The sequence below is a fragment of the Scytonema hankhaensis NUACC26 genome (genome assembly GCF_045865695.1).
Taxonomy (GTDB): Bacteria; Cyanobacteriota; Cyanobacteriia; order Cyanobacteriales; family Nostocaceae; genus Scytonema.
Genome location: NZ_BAACAP010000251.1, coordinates 1 through 17,567 on the forward strand (window position 1 = coordinate 1; position 17,567 = coordinate 17,567).

The 17,567-nt window shown below is 40.0% G+C and carries 15 protein-coding genes and 1 rRNA gene; 6 read left to right on the forward strand and 10 right to left on the reverse strand.

Going from position 1 to position 17,567, the window contains the following annotated elements:
- Nucleotides 1-751, reverse strand: a 16S ribosomal RNA gene (locus tag ACKTT2_RS47510); the annotation flags it as partial.
- 609 nt (nt 752-1,360) lie between these two features.
- Here ACKTT2_RS47510 and ACKTT2_RS47515 point away from each other — a divergent pair.
- Nucleotides 1,361-2,869 carry a UDP-N-acetylmuramoyl-L-alanyl-D-glutamate--2,6-diaminopimelate ligase gene (locus ACKTT2_RS47515; protein ID WP_407899950.1) on the forward strand — a complete coding sequence of 503 codons (1,509 nt, stop codon included), beginning with the start codon at nt 1,361-1,363 and terminating at the stop codon, nt 2,867-2,869.
- Between the two features lie 106 nt (nt 2,870-2,975).
- Nucleotides 2,976-4,418 (forward strand): DICT sensory domain-containing protein, encoded by a 1,443-nt coding sequence (locus tag ACKTT2_RS47520; protein ID WP_407899952.1) that lies wholly within the window; start codon nt 2,976-2,978, stop codon nt 4,416-4,418.
- On the opposite strand, the gene ACKTT2_RS47525 is transcribed toward ACKTT2_RS47520, so the two are convergent.
- Nucleotides 4,394-5,860 carry a DUF8628 domain-containing protein gene (locus ACKTT2_RS47525; protein ID WP_407899955.1) on the reverse strand — a complete coding sequence of 489 codons (1,467 nt, stop codon included), beginning with the start codon at nt 5,858-5,860 and terminating at the stop codon, nt 4,394-4,396. The genes ACKTT2_RS47520 and ACKTT2_RS47525 overlap by 25 nt on opposite strands.
- A gap of 390 nt (nt 5,861-6,250) precedes the next feature.
- Here ACKTT2_RS47525 and ACKTT2_RS47530 point away from each other — a divergent pair, with 390 nt between their 5' ends.
- Nucleotides 6,251-6,889, forward strand: coding sequence for a DUF1269 domain-containing protein (locus ACKTT2_RS47530; protein WP_407899957.1), 639 nt, complete (start codon nt 6,251-6,253; stop codon nt 6,887-6,889).
- A gap of 635 nt (nt 6,890-7,524) precedes the next feature.
- Here the strand turns inward: ACKTT2_RS47530 and ACKTT2_RS47535 are convergent.
- The 8 genes from ACKTT2_RS47535 to ACKTT2_RS47570 all read right to left on the reverse strand — a co-directional run bounded on the left by ACKTT2_RS47535 (nt 7,525) and on the right by ACKTT2_RS47570 (nt 15,399).
- Complete coding sequence (locus ACKTT2_RS47535) at nt 7,525-8,343, reverse strand: basic amino acid ABC transporter substrate-binding protein (protein ID WP_407899959.1); 819 nt, start codon at nt 8,341-8,343, stop codon at nt 7,525-7,527.
- A gap of 189 nt (nt 8,344-8,532) precedes the next feature.
- A complete protein-coding gene (locus tag ACKTT2_RS47540) occupies nt 8,533-9,858 on the reverse strand; it encodes a hypothetical protein (protein ID WP_407899961.1) in 1,326 nt (441 codons plus the stop codon).
- A gap of 27 nt (nt 9,859-9,885) precedes the next feature.
- The gene (locus ACKTT2_RS47545) at nt 9,886-10,536 is read right to left on the reverse strand and encodes a hypothetical protein (RefSeq protein WP_407899963.1); all 651 of its coding nucleotides are present in this window, start codon (nt 10,534-10,536) and stop codon (nt 9,886-9,888) included.
- A 679-nt stretch (nt 10,537-11,215) separates the two neighbouring features.
- Nucleotides 11,216-12,388: an 8-amino-7-oxononanoate synthase gene (bioF, locus tag ACKTT2_RS47550; RefSeq protein WP_407899965.1), complete on the reverse strand. Its 1,173-nt coding sequence runs from the start codon at nt 12,386-12,388 to the stop codon at nt 11,216-11,218.
- Between the two features lie 269 nt (nt 12,389-12,657).
- On the reverse strand, nt 12,658-13,047 hold the full coding sequence (locus ACKTT2_RS47555) for a hypothetical protein (protein ID WP_407899967.1): 390 nt from the start codon (nt 13,045-13,047) through the stop codon (nt 12,658-12,660).
- Between the two features lie 290 nt (nt 13,048-13,337).
- The gene (locus ACKTT2_RS47560; RefSeq protein ID WP_407899969.1) at nt 13,338-13,634 is read right to left on the reverse strand and encodes a hypothetical protein; all 297 of its coding nucleotides are present in this window, start codon (nt 13,632-13,634) and stop codon (nt 13,338-13,340) included.
- Nucleotides 13,635-13,820: 186 nt separating this feature from the next.
- Nucleotides 13,821-14,096, reverse strand: a complete 276-nt coding sequence (locus tag ACKTT2_RS47565) for a hypothetical protein (RefSeq protein ID WP_407899971.1) — start codon at nt 14,094-14,096, stop codon at nt 13,821-13,823.
- A 628-nt stretch (nt 14,097-14,724) separates the two neighbouring features.
- Nucleotides 14,725-15,399 (reverse strand): LabA-like NYN domain-containing protein, encoded by a 675-nt coding sequence (locus ACKTT2_RS47570; RefSeq protein WP_407899973.1) that lies wholly within the window; start codon nt 15,397-15,399, stop codon nt 14,725-14,727.
- Nucleotides 15,400-16,315: 916 nt separating this feature from the next.
- Here ACKTT2_RS47570 and ACKTT2_RS47575 point away from each other — a divergent pair.
- The 3 genes from ACKTT2_RS47575 (at nt 16,316) to rpmA (ending at nt 17,527) form a co-directional block, all read left to right on the forward strand.
- Nucleotides 16,316-16,516 (forward strand): hypothetical protein, encoded by a 201-nt coding sequence (locus ACKTT2_RS47575; protein ID WP_407899975.1) that lies wholly within the window; start codon nt 16,316-16,318, stop codon nt 16,514-16,516.
- Nucleotides 16,517-16,666: 150 nt separating this feature from the next.
- Complete coding sequence (gene rplU / locus ACKTT2_RS47580; RefSeq protein WP_407899977.1) at nt 16,667-17,104, forward strand: 50S ribosomal protein L21; 438 nt, start codon at nt 16,667-16,669, stop codon at nt 17,102-17,104.
- Between the two features lie 120 nt (nt 17,105-17,224).
- Nucleotides 17,225-17,527 carry a 50S ribosomal protein L27 gene (rpmA, locus tag ACKTT2_RS47585; protein ID WP_407899979.1) on the forward strand — a complete coding sequence of 101 codons (303 nt, stop codon included), beginning with the start codon at nt 17,225-17,227 and terminating at the stop codon, nt 17,525-17,527.
- The last annotated feature ends 40 nt before the right edge of the window (nt 17,528-17,567 follow it).

Below are 17,567 nucleotides of genomic sequence, written 5' to 3' on the forward strand. Positions count from 1 at the left end.
GGACTACTGGGGTATCTAATCCCATTCGCTCCCCTAGCTTTCGTCCCTCAGTGTCAGTTGCAGTCCAGCAGAGCGCTTTCGCCACCGGTGTTCTTCCCAATCTCTACGCATTTCACCGCTACACTGGGAATTCCCTCTACCCCTACTGCACTCTAGTCTTACAGTTTCCATTGCCCTTATCTAGTTGAGCCAGATTCTTTAACAACAGACTTGTTCGACCACCTGCGGACCCTTTACGCCCAATCATTCCGGATAACGCTTGCATCCTCCGTATTACCGCGGCTGCTGGCACGGAGTTAGCCGATGCTGATTCCTCAAGTACCTTCAACTGATTATTCCTTGAGAAAAGAGGTTTACAACCCAAGAGCCTTCCTCCCTCACGCGGTATTGCTCCGTCAGGCTTTCGCCCATTGCGGAAAATTCCCCACTGCTGCCTCCCGTAGGAGTCTGGGCCGTGTCTCAGTCCCAGTGTGGCTGGTCGTCCTCTCAGACCAGCTACCGATCGCCGTCTTGGTGCGCTCTTACCACACCAACTAACTAATCGGACGCGAGCTCATCTTCAGGCAATTAATCTTTCACCCACAGGCACATCCGGTATTAGCAGTCGTTTCCCACTGTTGTCCCAGACCTGAAGCCAGATTCTCACGCGTTACTCACCCGTCCGCCACTATCCCCTAAAGGACCGTTCGACTTGCATGTGTTAAGCATACCGCCAGCGTTCATCCTGAGCCAGGATCAAACTCTCCGTTTTGAAAAGTCTTGTAAAAACTTACATCGTATGTCTTTACTTCTTGGCTACTTTATTTATCTTCTTGTTTTGGGTTGGCACCCGCTACTTAATTTCTTGACGAGGATTTGATTGGCTTGGCTTTCAAACTATTGCTTTATCTTGGTTCAGTTGTGAAAGCGCTTCTCTTGGTCGCTTCTCACTTTATCTAGATTAACAACCCGTTTTGGGTTTGTCAACCTTTTTCTCAAACTTTTTTCCGCAAGTTAAAAAAAATCGCTAAAATCCAGATTTAGCAGACGTTTTAGAGATTTTACCACTTTTTAGCTTTCCAACTTATCCATATATATGGGACTCCTATTTAATTTTTGAAATACACCTAGGGGAACCACCCGAAGTGAGCGGGTTTAAGCGCGACCAGAGAAGTGGCATTGGGCAATGCCTACCAAAAGCTTTATGTGGTGGACAATACCCACCCTACAGTACTTAGATTTTTTCACAAATCATTTATGATTCGTGTAGATCTTAGTTGGACGTGCTAAGTCAGTTTTTTTAGCACCACTCTGCAAGTGTTTGTATAAAAGTAAAAATAGTACAGAATAAGCCAATAAAACTTGTAACGAGGTACATAAAATGAAACTAAGAGAATTATTAGCAACAGTCGATCGCGTTGTACTATCATCTGACCATCCAGCACTCGATGAAGAGATCCAGGGTTTGAAAACCAATTCCCACGCTTGCAGTATGGGAGATTTATTTATTGGAATGCCTGGAACGCGAGTTGATGGTGGAGATTTTTGGCAAAGCGCGATCGCATCTGGTGCTGTAGCTGCAGTGATTTCACCCCAAGCTCTCAAAAAGCATCCTCCCACAGCAGAAGCTTACGTTATCGCTGCTGAAGACATGATTAAAGCTTGCGCTCAGTTAGCCAGTACTTTTTACGATCGTCCCGGAGAAAAACTCAAACTTGTGGGTGTTACAGGTACAAATGGTAAAACCACAACGACACACCTCATAGAGCATTTCCTCAATCAAGCTAATTTGCCTACAGCGTTAATGGGTACGCTATATACTCGTTGGCAGAATTTTTTACAAACAGCCGTTCATACAACACCTTTTGCTGTGGAACTGCAACAACAGTTAGCCTCTGCCATAGATGCTGGAAACGAATATGGAGTAATGGAAGTCAGTTCCCATGCTCTAGCACAAGGTCGAGTCATGGATTGTCAGTTTGAGGTAGGAGTTTTTACTAATTTGACCCAAGACCATTTAGACTTCCATCATGATATGGAAGATTACTTTGCTGCAAAAGCCTTATTGTTTAGCCCTAATTATCTGAAAGGTCGAGCAATCATTAATGCTGACAATCCCTATGGTGAGAGATTAATTGCATCACTCAGTCCAGAAAAGGTTTGGAGTTATAGTGTTAGCGATCGCAATGCAAACTTGTGGATGAGCGATCTGAACTACGAACCCAATGGAGTAAGCGGTACGCTGCATACACCAAAAGGCGAAGTGACTTTTCGTTCGCCACTCGTCGGTCAATTTAATCTAGAAAATTTGTTAGCAGCAGTTGGCGCAGGTTTACACTTAGGATTAGATTTACAACTCATAGCATCAGCAATAATTGAGTTTCCTGGAGTACCAGGGAGAATGGAGAGGGTACAAATTAGTTCTCAGCAGGACATTAGCGTAATTGTCGATTATGCCCATACTCCAGATAGTTTAGAGAACTTGTTAAAAGCGTCACGTCCCTTTATCCCTGGTAAAATGATTTGCGTGTTTGGATGTGGGGGAGATCGCGATCGCACCAAACGTCCAAAAATGGGTAGAATTGCTGCCGAGCTATCTGACGTACCAATAGTGACCTCAGATAATCCCCGAACTGAAGAGCCAGAAAAAATTTTACAGGATATTTTGGCGGGGATTCCAGAAACAGCGACCCCAATCGTCATCAGCGATCGTGCCACTGCCATCCGGACTGCTATTTTACAAGCAGAATTAGGAGATGGAATTCTGCTTGCAGGTAAAGGTCATGAAGATTACCAAATTTTGGGAACGGAAAAAATTCACTTTGATGACAGAGAACACGCACGCAATGCTTTACAAGAAAGGATGATAAGGCATCAAGACAGAGAATGAAGGGCAGGAAATATTCTATACTTCATTCAGACTTGACAAAATTGTTTTTTCTTTAGCGTAAACTTTATTGCTTTTGCCTTCAATTCATCCTTAAAAGGCTTTACTCATGAATGTTTCTTTACCGCCGGATCTGTCTGTATATCAGTTGGCTTTAAATGTAGAAGCACCGCCCCAACCACTGTCTCTCAGTCTTGGAACTTTACTATCAATGGTAAGGTCACAAATTGATTTGCTAATTGAACAGCAGATTACAGCCACATTATGGGTAAAGCTACCACCAGGAAAAATTTGGCACTCAGAAATCCAACGTTATTACGAACAGAAAACATCTAACAACACATCTAAATCAATTGAACTGACAGATAAAAAAGATGATACAGAGATAAGTAATATTGAGGAGTGTGTCTCCACATTTTGTGAATCCTTATCTTATATTCAAGTGGAAAGTTTAGCCAATAGTAGGTTGAGACGAGAATACTTTGTCATGGTGTTGTCACCTAATTTTTGTAGTTTAATTTTAGTTTATAGACCTTTAAAAAAACGTAAAAACCAGACAGTAGGAAAAGCAAACAGCCGAAAAAGCTTCCTTTTACCCACTATAACTTCTTTCGATGGAAAAGTTATTCAACAAGTATTAGAGCGATTAAAATCATCAATAATATCTCACTCACCTTCACTAATTGCTAACAATGAAATTTACCCCTCCATTATAGAGCCAAATCTCATCAATCAACTTTTAACAAAACAGATTTACAATCAAGATAAAATTAATCGTCAAATAACAGCTAAACGTCTAGTTAAAGTCAAAAAATACAATCAAAAACTTGATGAAACAGCGCAACTCAAAGAAGAATATTTAAGCCATGTTTGTCAAGAGTTGCGTACACCAATAACACATATGAAAACGGCTCTCTCGCTTTTAAATTCTCCTAATTTGAAACCTCCTCAAAGACAGCGTTATTTACAAATGCTGAATACCCAATGCGATCGCCAAAATGCCTTAATATGCGGTGTTTTAGACTTAGTACAGCTAGAACGCCAATTAGAGCGATTGCCACTAGAACCAGTCCGTCTTGCAGAACTCATACCAGGAGTTGTAAGTACTTATCAACCTATAGCTAAAGAAAAAGGTATTATGTTAGCCTACACAGTACCTACAGACCTTCCACCTATTCGTTGCGTTAGCGGTGGGTTGAGACAAATTGCAATTAACTTACTTTCCAACAGTATTAAGTTTACTGCTAATGGAGGTGAAGTTTGGGTAAGAGCGCGAGTTCACAACGAGTACGTTCAATTAGAATTTCGCGACACTGGTATTGGAATTGCCGAAACTGAAATCTCTAATATTTTTGAACGCTTTTACCGAGTCCGCTCAGCCGCCATAGACGATTCTAATGGAGTCGGTTTAGGTTTAACAATTGTACAACTATTGCTATGGCGTAGCGGTGGTTCTATTGCTGTCAAAAGTAAATTATATGAAGGTTCTACTTTTACAGTACAGTTTGCTATTGCTTCTGAAAACAATCAGTTGATTGCTCCCATTGCTTGACAGGAGGAACGGGATGGATGTTGTTGACTGTTAACTTCCAATGGTAGAAAGATGGTCAGGACTTCGCCATGACGGGGACGTTCGCGGACAATCAATTTACCACCAATAGCTTGAAATAAATGCTTAGTTGCATGGAGGTTCAAACTAATAGTACCTGTTTCTGGTTGGAACATTAGCAGTTGACCGAGAGCTTTCCGGATTGGTGGAGTACATGGTGAGGTAGAAGCTTTGTCGTTATTTGCCGTCATAGGTAAAGGCAATAATTGCAACTTCAGTTGATCTCCTGCTGGAATCACCTGTACTTGAATATGACTACCTGCAGGTAAGCTACGAGTAAAGTTTTCCATTAACCCTGTCAATACTCGATCCAACATATTGGGATTGCTGACTACCATTGGTAGTTCTTGAGGTAGAACAACATCCAAAGTCAAATTTCTTCTGTCAGCAGCTTGTTGCCAACGAGGAATACTTTGCTGCAAGACGCAATCCAAAGACATTGCCGTAAGCTGAGCATTATTGGATTTTTCAGAAGGAGATGTTTCTAGTTCTGCTGCTCTGAACAATAATTCCATGCGATCGATTTGTTCGGTACATTCGCGATCGATCAGTTCTAAACGTCTAATAACGTTAGGAGGTAAATCGCGCTGTTTCAATAACAGACGAGTTGTAGTCCGAATAGTTGTCAGTGGTGTACGAACTTCATGAGCAAATGCTTGCAGCAATTCTACATCGCTACGGTGAGAACTTGTAGAAGAAGCAGGAGTTGAAGAGACAGGGGAAGGAGAAACACTTTCTACCTGTTCTGGCGATTCTGGTAAATTTGTTAACAGTAAACGGCTAAACTCCATCACTGTCCTGTAGTCCGGTTGGCTTGGATAATATTTCTGTACCACTTCTTCTAAATCGGCAAACAAGTCAGGATTACTTAACATGACTCTCGCACCTAATGCTCGCCATACTTGTTCGACAACTTCAGAATCAAATGAAAAACAAAAATTTTTATTACCGTTCTTATATTCTGCTAAAACCAATACAAGTCTAAAATTTTCTGTAAAAACTAAGCAAAATTGCTCTCCAGTGAGCGGATCTGCTTCTAATAAAGGTAATATGGTTTCTTGATAAGCAACTTCATCTACTACAGGGACAGCAACAGGCATTTCAAATGGCATGAGAGCCAAAGGATTAAATGGCTTCGCTGTAAAAGTAACTGTTTTCAAGCTTTGAGCCAGCTTGGAGTCACTAAATACAGGTGATGGCGCGGATAAAACTAATCCTTGGCTAATTTCAGATGAAATTCTTGCCAAACTCTTTAACAGCAGTTGTTCTGTAGCTGCTACGCTCGTGCGCCATTGCTGTTCTGCTTTAGCAGAGGAGCATTCAGTTGCACCGGGTTGACTATTGATTAATATTTCACTCAGACTCGGTAATATCCATTGGTACACAAGTTTTCACCCCTTTCAATAGCCCACTGACGTATGTTAGGACTGGCATTGACTACTACCTATGAGGTTATACTCATTTGTATCTTGATGAAAGTCGTATAACCGAACAATTTAAGGGCAATTTCTTAACAGTGACCCTTCGGGTTCGCCCTCCGGGTTCGCCAGTCGCCTACGAATGTTACCTTTCTACAGCGCTGGACTCACCAGTCCCCAGGGCGCGGGAGACCCGCCCACACGGCTGGACTCACCAGTGACCACCTGACCAATGACTAGTGAAAATTGCACTTGAGGACGAGGTAAAACAAGAGATTGTAAGGCAAAACAAGAATTGTGAGTTCAAAAATATAGACTCGCGACACGTCTTGTCCTGTAGGTGTTTATTGGAGGAGTATGATGGCTTTGGTTGAACACAAGCGAGCAGCTGGCGTATTTTCTCATCGTAGCGAAGCCGAATATGCTCTCACCACGCTTAGAGATGCTAACTTTCCTATGAATAAAGTCTCTATCATAGCTAGAGATGGCCAACACGATATTGCTGGAATAGAAACACAACCAAGTACAGGTAATTCAGCTAATGCAGAGGCTGCAGCCGGAGCAGTGACAGGTACTATTTTGGGAGGTATAACTGGCTTAATCGTAGGTTTGGGTACTCTTGCGTTTCCGGGTGTAGGTTCAGTCTTATTAGCAGGTGAAATTATATCTACTGTTGGTGCAACGGCTGCTGGTGCAGGAATTGGTGCTGCTACAGGTGGACTTCTCGGAGCGCTGCTTGCTTTGGGAATTCCTGAAGAAAGAGCTAAAGTTTATAGCGATCGCGTATTGAAAGGGAATTATTTAATAATAGTAGATGGTACAGATGAAGAAATTCTTCATGCTGATTATATTTTGAATGACCGAGGCATAGAGGAATTTGGTATCTACAACTTACCACGTGTTGCTGAAGCTCAAGTGGCTAAATCTGATAGCGTTGTTAAGCGAGATCTAGTAACTATTTTGGATCGTCGGGATACAAGTAATGTTCTCCCATAGCGAGCGACAATTGACCAATCAATACTACTGGGATTAAAGTCTATTCCTAATTAATTTCAAATTTATTACAGCGCTTTGCATCTGAATGAGGTATACCCCCCTTTCATCTCCCCTTACCAAGGGGGGACAGAGGGGGGTAATTTTTGTACCTCACCAAGTTGAAATCTGCTGTATTTTGTGCTTCGGCTAGAGCTAATTGTTTTTCTAATTTTCTAATTGTTTTTTTGATAGCTTTTATTGACTCATAGCGCTCGTCTATGTATAACTCTACTAATTCTACTTGAGAAGCATAGGTGGCTTCTGCCTTACTATAAGCATTTCTGGCATCGGTTGACGATAATCCATAACGGCTTTCTAATTGCTTAGAAATGTCGCTTTCTAGCTGACGCTTAGTTTTGTTGGTATTTGCGCCTATTTTATTGCGGATAGAAAAAGCTGTACGGATAGCAGAACCAAAAATAGCTGCATATTCACAGAGAAAATCATTCGCTCTAGTATTATTTTCTGCTCTCTTACCGTCCGTGCGCGGGTCGTGAGTGTCAAAACTATCTTCGCTTCACTGGATTCATCCATACTTAAATGCTTGTGAAAAAAGTATAAACCAATTTTGAGAAAACTGCCGCTAAGTATCATATCTATCGCAAGGCAGGAGGCTCTGTGTTAAACCACTTTCTATAAATCTGAGTATAAGTACCATCTTTAATTATTTTATCTAAACCTTTATTAATGATACTTAGATTGGGTGAGTTTTTGCGTACAGGGATGCCATAGTATTCTTCTATGAGCAGTTGGCCAGCAATTTTGATTCCTTTGAGACTCCCTGTTTTAAGAGCGTATAAAGTCACAGGTGCATCGTTAATAAACGCATCCACATTACCATTGATTAAATCTTGAAAGGCTTGGTCTGCAGTATCTAAGGTGATTATTTGAGATCCCGGAACTTTTTTTGCTTGATTTGCACCTGTTGTACCAAGTAATACGGCAATTCTTTTATTTCTAAGGCTGTCGAAATTGGTAATGTTTTGATTGTTTTCTCTTACCGTAATCGCTAGTCCTGACCTAAAATAAGGCTTTGAGAAAGAAACAGTATTTAAGCGTTCTTCTGTAATTGACATAGCAGCGATCGCAGCATCCACAGTACCAGCCTGCAAAGCACCAAGCATTCCATCAAAGCGTAGATTTTCAAACTCTAAGAGGAAACCAGCTGACTTGCCGATCCCTTTTATCACGTCTATATCAAATCCCTGAAGTTGCCCATCTTTCACAAATTGAAAAGGCGCAAAAGCACCCTGAATTGCTACTTTCAGGGTTTTGCTTGCTGTGGTTGAAGATGTGCCTAATGTGTCGGTATCTGTGAAATTTGAACTATGATTGCTACAGGATATAACTAACAGAAAGCAGCTGAAGGCAAGAGCAAACCGATGCCACCATCTTACACCTATAAATCTAGCCATATCTTTTACTTGCTCTGGGCGCATTTAATGCTTGTGGAATGTATTTATCTACTCAGTAAAATGATAAACTCAACTCCAGTCACATTACCAGATTCTGATGACGATTTTGGCGATCGCATTAAATAAGAAATACTTTACATAGTGATAGTAGCACCCGACGATCTAACTGAACACCTCAAGTGAAGAAACTTAACCTTTTGCTTGTATGCGCCACTGTTTTTGAGTGAAAACAAACATGATAATAGCTAGCAACACATAAGGTGTTACTGTTGATGGTTCTGGTACCTGCTTCACATCAGGAGGAGTTCCCACAGGAGGAGTTCCCACAGGAGGAGTTCCTACAGGAGGAGTTCCCACAGGAGGAGTTCCCACAGGAGGAGTTCCCACAGGAGGCTGGTTAACATTAGTAGATGGTTGACTGACATCAGCAGGCGGTTGACTGACATCCGGCGTAGGAGTGTATTTAGGTGTTGTACTAGAGTTATCATCATCGCCCCCCAATCCAAATAGAATAGGTAGTAGAGCTAAAGGAAGTAAATAGGCAGGATTAAAACCACCTTGTTTAACCGCTTCTCCTGTAACAACGTTTCCCTCTACCAGGTAAGAAAGATCTTGTACGCCTATATCTGGTAAGCTCATAGCTGATACATCTATATCTGGGGCTAATGTCGCTACCGGATAGTCAACAACCTCTCCTAAAAGAGTCTTCCCATCAAGGTAATTGCCTGTTTCACTATTAGTAAGTTGTAGATTATTACGACCTTCATAAGGCATGGAAAGAACTTGGAGAAGGCTTTGTTCGAGCAATTCTTCATTTCCACTCTTCAAAGCATCTCTCGCATCAGCAATGCGTGACAAGTAATACTTTTTCTCCTTTGGTTCTAAATCTTTAGAATCTTGAATCTTCTGCTCGAGATTCTGAACGTTATTGCTTTCCTCTATCAACACACGTCCAAAAGCCAATTTAAGATTCAATAAGGCATTGCGGGGACTTAAAGAACCATCATTTCCTTGATACGGTGTCCAGTGGAATTTCTTGGTAATCTCGCCTAAACCCTGTACTGGTTCTCTGCTAGCTGCATATCCCAAGAGATATCGATGTCCATCCATGATGAAAGGGTCATCGTTTCGCCAAAATGACGCATACGGAATCTGTTGGAGAAGCTCGGGCTTGTTGCCGAAATAACTTGCAAATTCCTCGAAATTCTTTTCTCCACCAGCTGCACGCATTAACAATTGGTGAGCGCTAAGCCCATTATTAGATTCAATTAATTGCTCGAGTACTGCTCCTGCTTTACTACAGGAAGCACCAAATCCTACATGACAAGATGTCATGCTTTGTGCTTTGCTTGGAGCTGGTCCCGAAAATAGGTATTGGGCATAATATCCTTCTAAACCATCTGGAATTCCAATCGGACCAACATTGAGCTCGGCTGAGGCTTTTTGAGGTGCAGCGGCAATTGCTGCTAAGGATGAGACCGCAAAAGCGATAGATTTAACTGTTGATTTTTTCAAGGACGTTCACCTCCGTTAGTTACGCAATTACAAACCGGTTGAAGAAACTGTGGACAAATTTAAGTTTTGAGGGGAATTGATATTGATTGTGATTCCTTTACTCTCGAGCTTTTCCCCTTTAACGGGGTGGTATAGAACAAACGCACGATTGGGTTGGTCAAAGAGATAACCACGAGAAGAAGCTGGTACTTTTCCTTCTTTAATCAAAGACATGAAAGTTCCTAAAAACCTCTGTATACTCTGGAGATTCGACGGTTTTGCTTTCATATGATTCTGAATGAGGAGCATAAACAGCTCTAAACTGCGGTTTTCTTGTCCCTGCATAAGAGTGCCTTCTTCTAAAAAGGAAGTGGCTACTAGTTTTCCTTCTACTTGCTGAACTTTTAAGAGAGTGTAGTAGCGTCCTTGCTTCCTAGGATCGCTTGCATAACAAGACCAAGAACCATCGGCGTTCTCTGTAAAGCCTTGTTGTGCAAGGTAAGCAAGGGTAGATGGGTTTTTCTGGCTTTGTATGGGAGGCAACAAATTTTCTACCTTGTCAAAGGCACAAATCTTTTGTGCTATTTTTTCTTGAGGAGTTGCTGTAGCCTCTTGTGCTATTGAAACATCAGATATAACAACTAATGTAGATACTGAAAAAACAAATGTACTAAACAGATGAACAAACATATTATTCATGTGTTTTTTTCCTTATAAATAAATTATTTGCAGGTGACCTGCTGTTTCTTTTGAGTAAGCGTTCATATTTGGGTTTATATTTCTCGATCCAATTATGCAGGTACTTTTTCCGGATTTACATGAATTTCCATATAAATCTTTAAAAAGAATGTATAAATTTAAGCGAGCTTCATAAAAGCAATGTATCTTTTTTAATACTTTTCCATCATATAAAAATTATTTTTCTTTCTAGAAATATAAAGATTATTCATAAATATTTCTCTCTCACGACTAAATATCAAAGCTTATAAGTTTTTCTTTGTTAAGAAAATATTTATGACTTTATAAATATTAAGTATTTTTACTAGTTATATGTTTGTCAAATTATTGTTACGTAAGGGTTTGAGACTGAAGTGCTGAATGTAAAGCCGATTTTGAATACTGATATCAAATTTAAAGTTGACTTCACAAATAATTTCTACCCAAGCTTGTTTAACTAGCTAATAACTTTGTGGTAATTTTTTAGAACACACAAAATCATATTAGGGTGCGATCGCGATCGCACTGATGAAGTGAATTTATTAGGGTAAAAATACCTTGTGATTAACAACCAATATTTTTTCAATAAAAAAAAATAGTAATTTGAAATATAGAAAGTAAGGACTTGTAACTTAATATATAGATGGTCACTGGTCACTGATTACTGGTCACTGGTCACTGCTAAAGCTTCTACTAACTTTTGAATCTGTCTGAGTGTGTGAGTTGCCATCATAGAAATCCGTATCCGACTTGTGGGAACGGTAGGAGGACGAATAGCGGGGGCAAAAATGCCATGAGATTTAAGATGTTCTGCCACTTTCAAAGCGTCGGTTGCATTCGACAGTTGAAAGCATAGGATAGGTGACTCAGAAGGTAGCAATTTCAAGTTGGATAGGTGTTGTTGCACTTGTTGTTTCAGGTAAGCAACGTTTTGCCATAACTGAACGCGACGTGTAGGTTCCTCCAGAACTATTTTTAGTGCTGCTAGGGCTGCTGCAGTATCAGCAGGTGACAGTGCTGTAGTATAAATCCAACTGGGGGCGCGGTTTCTCAAGTAATCGATTAAAATTGCACTTCCTGCTACATAACCGCCTAAACTACCCAAGGCTTTACTTAAAGTACCAATTTGAATTAACTGTTTTCCTCTACACCCAAAATGTTCGACACAACCCGCACCAGTTTCTCCAAGCACTCCCGTTGCATGGGCTTCATCTAAAAGCAACATACAACCAAATCTATCGGCTAGCTCTAAAAGTGCAGGTAAGGGACACAAATCGCCATCCATACTAAAGACACTATCGCTTAGAATCAAGCAACGTCTATAGTTTTGCCGAGATTGGCTTAATTGAGTTTTTAAATCTTCTACATCACAATGACGATATTCTCTGATAGCAGCACCACTGAGAGTCGCCCCATTTTTCAAACTGGAATGATTATATTGGTCGGAAAAAATTAAATCTCGCTTGCCTACCAGTGCATTGATAACCCCCAAGTTGGTTAAATAACCCGAACTGAAAACTATTGCATCCTCTGTTTGTTTAAGAAATGCGATCGCTTCTTCCAAATCTCTATGCAGTTGGCGATGTCCGCTTAGTAACCTCGAACCCGTACTACCAGTACCAAATTCTTGTACGGCTGCTACTGCTGCCATCACGAGGCGATCGTCACTCGCTAGTCCCAGATAATCATTACTAGCAAAATTTATGACTAATCGTCCTTCCAAAAGAACTGTAGCACCAGAGCGACCCTGAATAGTTTGTACACTTCGATACCAATCAGCACGGTGAATAGTTTCTAGAGAGTGTTCTAACCACGTATAGGGGTTACCAGACATAATTTAACGGAGGGGTTTTTGCCTTCCCCTCCAAGATAAGATAGTATTGATGCGAATTACGACAAAAAACGTTGCTATAGTTTTACCGTGTAGACGCGACTGCTAGTGTTCGAGGCAATTATACTAAGTTTTGTAACTTTTTTCTCCAACGTTTATCTAAAACTCCTACGTCCCATTCTCAAGACAGCTAATTAGGGGCAATAGCTTGCAATGAGGGGATGAAAATGTCTTTTTCCCAGTCCCCAGTTCCTAATTGCCAATCGCCATTTTCAAACAAGAGTTTGAGGACAGTAACCCAACCCATTAATAAATTGTTCTCGGAATGCTTCAATGTCTTCGCGTTGTGGACTGCCATGAGAAACTACAGCAACTTGGTATCGACGCATTACCTCAACTGGACAGTTGCCAACTTCCAAACTTTCCAAAGCCATGCTGACACGCTTGGATGGGGAGTGAGGAATTCCTATTTCATTCAAGAAAGCCCTTATGTCTCCATCTAACTGGGGATCGATAGAGAATTTTAGTTTAATTTTGATAACCCAGCCATCTATTTGACTAATGACAGTGATAAAGCTGACAGGGATTTGAGGTTTGCCACGTAGGAATTCGACGAGCCGCAGTGTGAGGCTAGTATTCGCTAAATAGTACAGGTATTCCATATCAGTTCCTAGGAAAAACCAATTCGCCATCTAAGTGTGATGAATTGGAGTCGGTCAACTTTAAACTTAGGATAACAATTTGAGGAACTTGTGGGGATGATAAATTCTCGAATAGAAAGATTGCCACTCGCGAACCTGCTCTGTCAATGGCTTTCCTTAGGCATAACACTGGCATATATCCTGCCTATACCAGCATGAAAACACTATATACCCAGCGCAGACTCTTTGTACTTGATGTTGCGATCGCGCAGCGCAAGCTGTACCCAGCTTATCGCAAAGCTTACCTGTAACTAACTTTCTACTTCAGATTTTTGAGAATTTTGAAGAACAGGAGAATTGTTGGAGGAGATGGAATAAGGGTAATTTTCTAGTGACTCGTCTAAGTGAGGTTGGAGAGGTTGCTCTAAAGTTGCTTCACCAATAACATGACTAAAGTAAGATTCAAAAAGCTTGTCGTAGTTGGATGCAACGGCTAGAAATGTGCCCCCTAAAATATATATCGGTAAAGGCAACTGAAATTTTTCGATCCAGTCAAACAACTCTGCTAAAGCAAACAGCATTAGAAAGCAAGCCAACCAAACTCTCATGCCTTTATCCCAGAATCAGAACAACTTTACCTATTGTAGAGGCTTAAATGAACATATCTGAGTAGCCGAGTCAAAAAAAGGGGCTTTGTTTAAGATTAAATTTTCTTACAGATTATAGAGTTATTGCTATATAGTGGTAGACGCAGAATACAAGTTGCATGGAGTCAAGCCACAAACTTGAAAAACTTAACTCATGTAAAATGCAAGACTAAACGCGGAAGCCATAACAAGAACGGGAATAACTGTACTAAACTCTACTCTCCTTGTCTTGACCATTTCAAGACAAGACAGAGGAATTACAAAAGGCCATAGAGCTGTTGTAATGATAAACATAATGAAAGATAAAAACTTATCTTCCGGAGAAGAATGAGGATGGCGGAGACTAAATCTTAACCAATTGGTAAAAAAGTAAGCTGTCATCAAAAGGTAACTGATAACTAATGCAAATTGCATTTTATTCACTGTAAGCACTCCTTTCGTTGTTTGGGATTCAGAAATAAAGATATTCACTCTGCTATTAGAGAGTTCGAGCGGTACTAGAAGTATTAAGAAATAAGGGCTATACGTCTAAGCTAAGTGCTAATTATTTATAAAAATATTAATACAATACTAAAAACATATAAAACCGTAGTTACACTTATTTTGCAGACTTTTGCTTGCTTTCCGGAATTTTACTGATTCGCGATCGCAACCTGATTTTTAGATTTTCCTTTACTTAACGGATATTACAGTAGATACTATCAATTTTCATTCTGTTACCGTTCAAATTTTTAATATTTTCTAAAAAAAATTTATATATTGTAAGTTAAGTTGATATTAACTACTCTGACTTGAGAGGAATACTCCAAAAGTATTATGTACTAACTATAAAGATTTCAGTAGAATCAACGAAAATGTATTATACCCCCTTCTCGCCATTCGATTACCTAAACCAGTAGGTGGGGCTATGACCTACAATAGCGAATGATTGCCAGTGCCTACCCTACAAAAATTAGTAATTTTAGAGCGGAAAGGGAGTAATATACAAAAACCCGATTTTCAAAGAAACCGGGTTTTGTACGAAGTTGTAAGATTTGCTGTAAGAGAGAAATCAAAAATTAGAATTCGACAATGGGCGATAGCTATAGCAAGAATTCGAGTCTTTCTGTATGTACTGTTTGAGATGCTCTATGTCAACAAAATAATCAGCAACATCGATTAAACTATCGCTTGTCATTGCTCGTATACTAACAACTTCAACTCGAATTCCCTGATAAGTGAGAGCATTCACAGCGTATGCTAAATCTCCATCACCACTTACTAATACTGCAGTATCGTAATAAGGAGCCAAATTTAGCATATCCACAGCAATTTCTACATCCAAATTGGCTTTTTTGGAACCATCTGGTAGTAGAGCCAGCTCTTTACTGACGACACGATAGCCATTTCGCCGCATCCACAATAGAAAACCCTGTTGTTTCTCATTATTGCGATCGACACCAGTGTAAAAAAAAGCACGTAGAAGCCTTGCATTCTCTGTTAAACAACAAAGTAATTTTGCATAATCAATTTCAAGATTCAGTTGTAAACCTGCATGAAATAAGTTAGCTCCATCAATAAAAATAGCGACTCGACCGCGATCTGAATTACCAAAAATGTATTTATCAAATGTCATATCTGAAAAATTTGTATTATTACCTTTATTATCCCTTTCCCAATTTGATTTGTCTTTTTCTTTGATTAATCGGTATTGATTTTTTTCTTTGTTAAAAGCCGATATATTCATTTATACCTCTTAATTACAAATTTGATAAATTTATCAGAAATGTTCATTTTGAGTGAAAGGTAAAATTAATAAGCAAGACATAAAACTTAAAGTATTTTATCCTTCCTCTATATTTTACCTCTTTTTTCTTATTTGCCTTCGTTTCCTTTATGGTTTATATAGATGAGTGTCTCGGTCGAAAGCAGCTTAGCCAGTTCCCCAATCTCGCAAGCGATCCGATCGCTCTAGCTCTAATTTTATTTTAATAAATCAGCTATTCTGCACCTCAAAAGGTATTTATGCTGTTTCCAAATGAGAGTCTCACAAGGTTTATTTTATTTTTAGTAGACCTAAATTATAATTTTAGGGGTTATTTATCGTATTGCAGAGCACACTATATTTGCTTTTGTATTAAGTGACTCCGATACTTACTGCTGACCTCGAACTTTCTTCAATAAATGACAGACTACTATAGCAGTTCTAAATTATCTGTAAAAATACTCAGATACTGTAGAGTGGGCATTGGCAACTACCAAATCTATTGTGCGGCATAGCCCTACCTACGTGTTTAGATAATCGAATAGCGGTTCGGGAGTGGTATTTCTTTCTTTTCTTTTTTCCCCTTTGTCTTACATTTACAGTTGTAGGAAAAGAAGTTGAGGATTTTGTGAGGAGAATACAGTAGGAGTGTAGCAACTTTGCCTTGTTACTGTATTTGATAAATTTGGAAATTTCTAAATATGTCGGTATTATTACATAAGTTTGTTTTGACTGTACTTAAGTAATAATTCTAAGTAAAGTAATATTTAGAATTACAAAGTTTTTCGGAATATTATCGAACTTCTGTCCTAATTTCAAAATTTGAACGCCATACTGATATAGATAGTCCTCCAATTGGCAACTAAAAAGTTTCTTAAATTTTAATTAATTTTTAATCATGACAAACTTAAAATCTTGTGTTTCATCTTGTCGGTACTGTCGTTTTTACACACCACAAGGGTCGCGTGGGGGTACGTGTGAATTACTGAATGTCTTGGTAAAATCGGAGTGGAAAGCGTGCTCTTTATCTGCTCCATCTTTTGCAACTACCAATCGACAAGGGGTTGAACAATTGGCGTTAGTCACTGGCAAAGCTTAATTTTAGTTGACAATAACTAATTGATTGAGTTAGGATTACGGATTGTCTGTCTCATTCCTGCTCGGATCGGGTAAAAGACGATATAAAGGCTGAGCATCTTGCCAAAAACTTATAACTCAGCTACCTGTACGGCAACTCAAGGACAATTCTATGACCTACGCAATTATTGAAACTGGCGGCAAACAATTAAAAGTCGAACCAGGTCGCTTTTACGATATCGAATTGCTTTCTGCTCAACCTGATGACAAAATCACGATAGATAAAGTGTTGTTGGTGCAGCACAACGGTGAAGTCACTATTGGACAGCCACTCGTGACAGGAGCAAAGGTAGAAGGAACGGTATTGCGACATCTAAGAGGTCGCAAAGTCCTGGTGTACAAAATGAAGCCGAAAAAGAAAACCCGTAAAAAGCGGGGACACCGCCAGGAAATTACCAGATTAATGATTGATTCTATCAGTCTCAATGACTCCGTATTGGCTACAGAAGCAACTACAGATAATCAAGCTCAAGCTCCAGTAAGTGAAGTTGCTAGCGAAGCGGGAACTGTTCCACCGCCAGAAGCGCCAGAAACCAATGCAGAATCATAAAAGGCTGTAGTTGATACTATAAAAGCATCTGCAACAACTCAAGCGCGAACAGCTACGACCAATTATTGGTAATACAGCTTGCGATCGCATAATTAGAATAAAAAGACACGAGAGGAAATCATGGCTCATAAGAAAGGAACGGGTAGTACGCGCAACGGTCGTGACTCTAATGCTCAACGACTAGGTGTCAAGCGCTACGGTGGTCAAACTGTTCGAGCAGGGAATATCCTTGTGCGTCAGCGCGGCACAAAGTTTCATCCTGGTAACAACGTTGGTATCGGTACTGATGATACTCTGTATGCCCTCATTGATGGCGTAGTCACCTTTGAACGTAAAGGGAAAACTCGCAAGAAAGTAAGCGTTTACGCACCTGCTACTGCAACGGAAGTAACAGAAGAAGTAGCAACACCTGTTGCTTCATAAAAAGTTGTAGACATTCCACGGTCTCTACCGATCTAACAAA

What these genes read in the sequence shown, in the direction of transcription:
- ACKTT2_RS47515 (WP_407899950.1), top strand. Translation starts at nt 1,361, where the DNA reads ATGAAACTAAGAGAATTATTAGCAACAGTCGATCGCGTTGTACTATCA.
- ACKTT2_RS47520 (WP_407899952.1), top strand. Translation starts at nt 2,976, where the DNA reads ATGAATGTTTCTTTACCGCCGGATCTGTCTGTATATCAGTTGGCTTTA.
- ACKTT2_RS47530 (WP_407899957.1), top strand. Translation starts at nt 6,251, where the DNA reads ATGATGGCTTTGGTTGAACACAAGCGAGCAGCTGGCGTATTTTCTCAT.
- ACKTT2_RS47535 (WP_407899959.1), bottom strand. Translation starts at nt 8,343, where the DNA reads ATGGCTAGATTTATAGGTGTAAGATGGTGGCATCGGTTTGCTCTTGCC.
- ACKTT2_RS47545 (WP_407899963.1), bottom strand. Translation starts at nt 10,536, where the DNA reads ATGAATAATATGTTTGTTCATCTGTTTAGTACATTTGTTTTTTCAGTA.
- bioF (WP_407899965.1), bottom strand. Translation starts at nt 12,388, where the DNA reads ATGTCTGGTAACCCCTATACGTGGTTAGAACACTCTCTAGAAACTATT.
- ACKTT2_RS47555 (WP_407899967.1), bottom strand. Translation starts at nt 13,047, where the DNA reads ATGGAATACCTGTACTATTTAGCGAATACTAGCCTCACACTGCGGCTC.
- ACKTT2_RS47560 (WP_407899969.1), bottom strand. Translation starts at nt 13,634, where the DNA reads ATGAGAGTTTGGTTGGCTTGCTTTCTAATGCTGTTTGCTTTAGCAGAG.
- ACKTT2_RS47570 (WP_407899973.1), bottom strand. Translation starts at nt 15,399, where the DNA reads ATGAATATATCGGCTTTTAACAAAGAAAAAAATCAATACCGATTAATC.
- ACKTT2_RS47575 (WP_407899975.1), top strand. Translation starts at nt 16,316, where the DNA reads ATGACAAACTTAAAATCTTGTGTTTCATCTTGTCGGTACTGTCGTTTT.
- rplU (WP_407899977.1), top strand. Translation starts at nt 16,667, where the DNA reads ATGACCTACGCAATTATTGAAACTGGCGGCAAACAATTAAAAGTCGAA.
- rpmA (WP_407899979.1), top strand. Translation starts at nt 17,225, where the DNA reads ATGGCTCATAAGAAAGGAACGGGTAGTACGCGCAACGGTCGTGACTCT.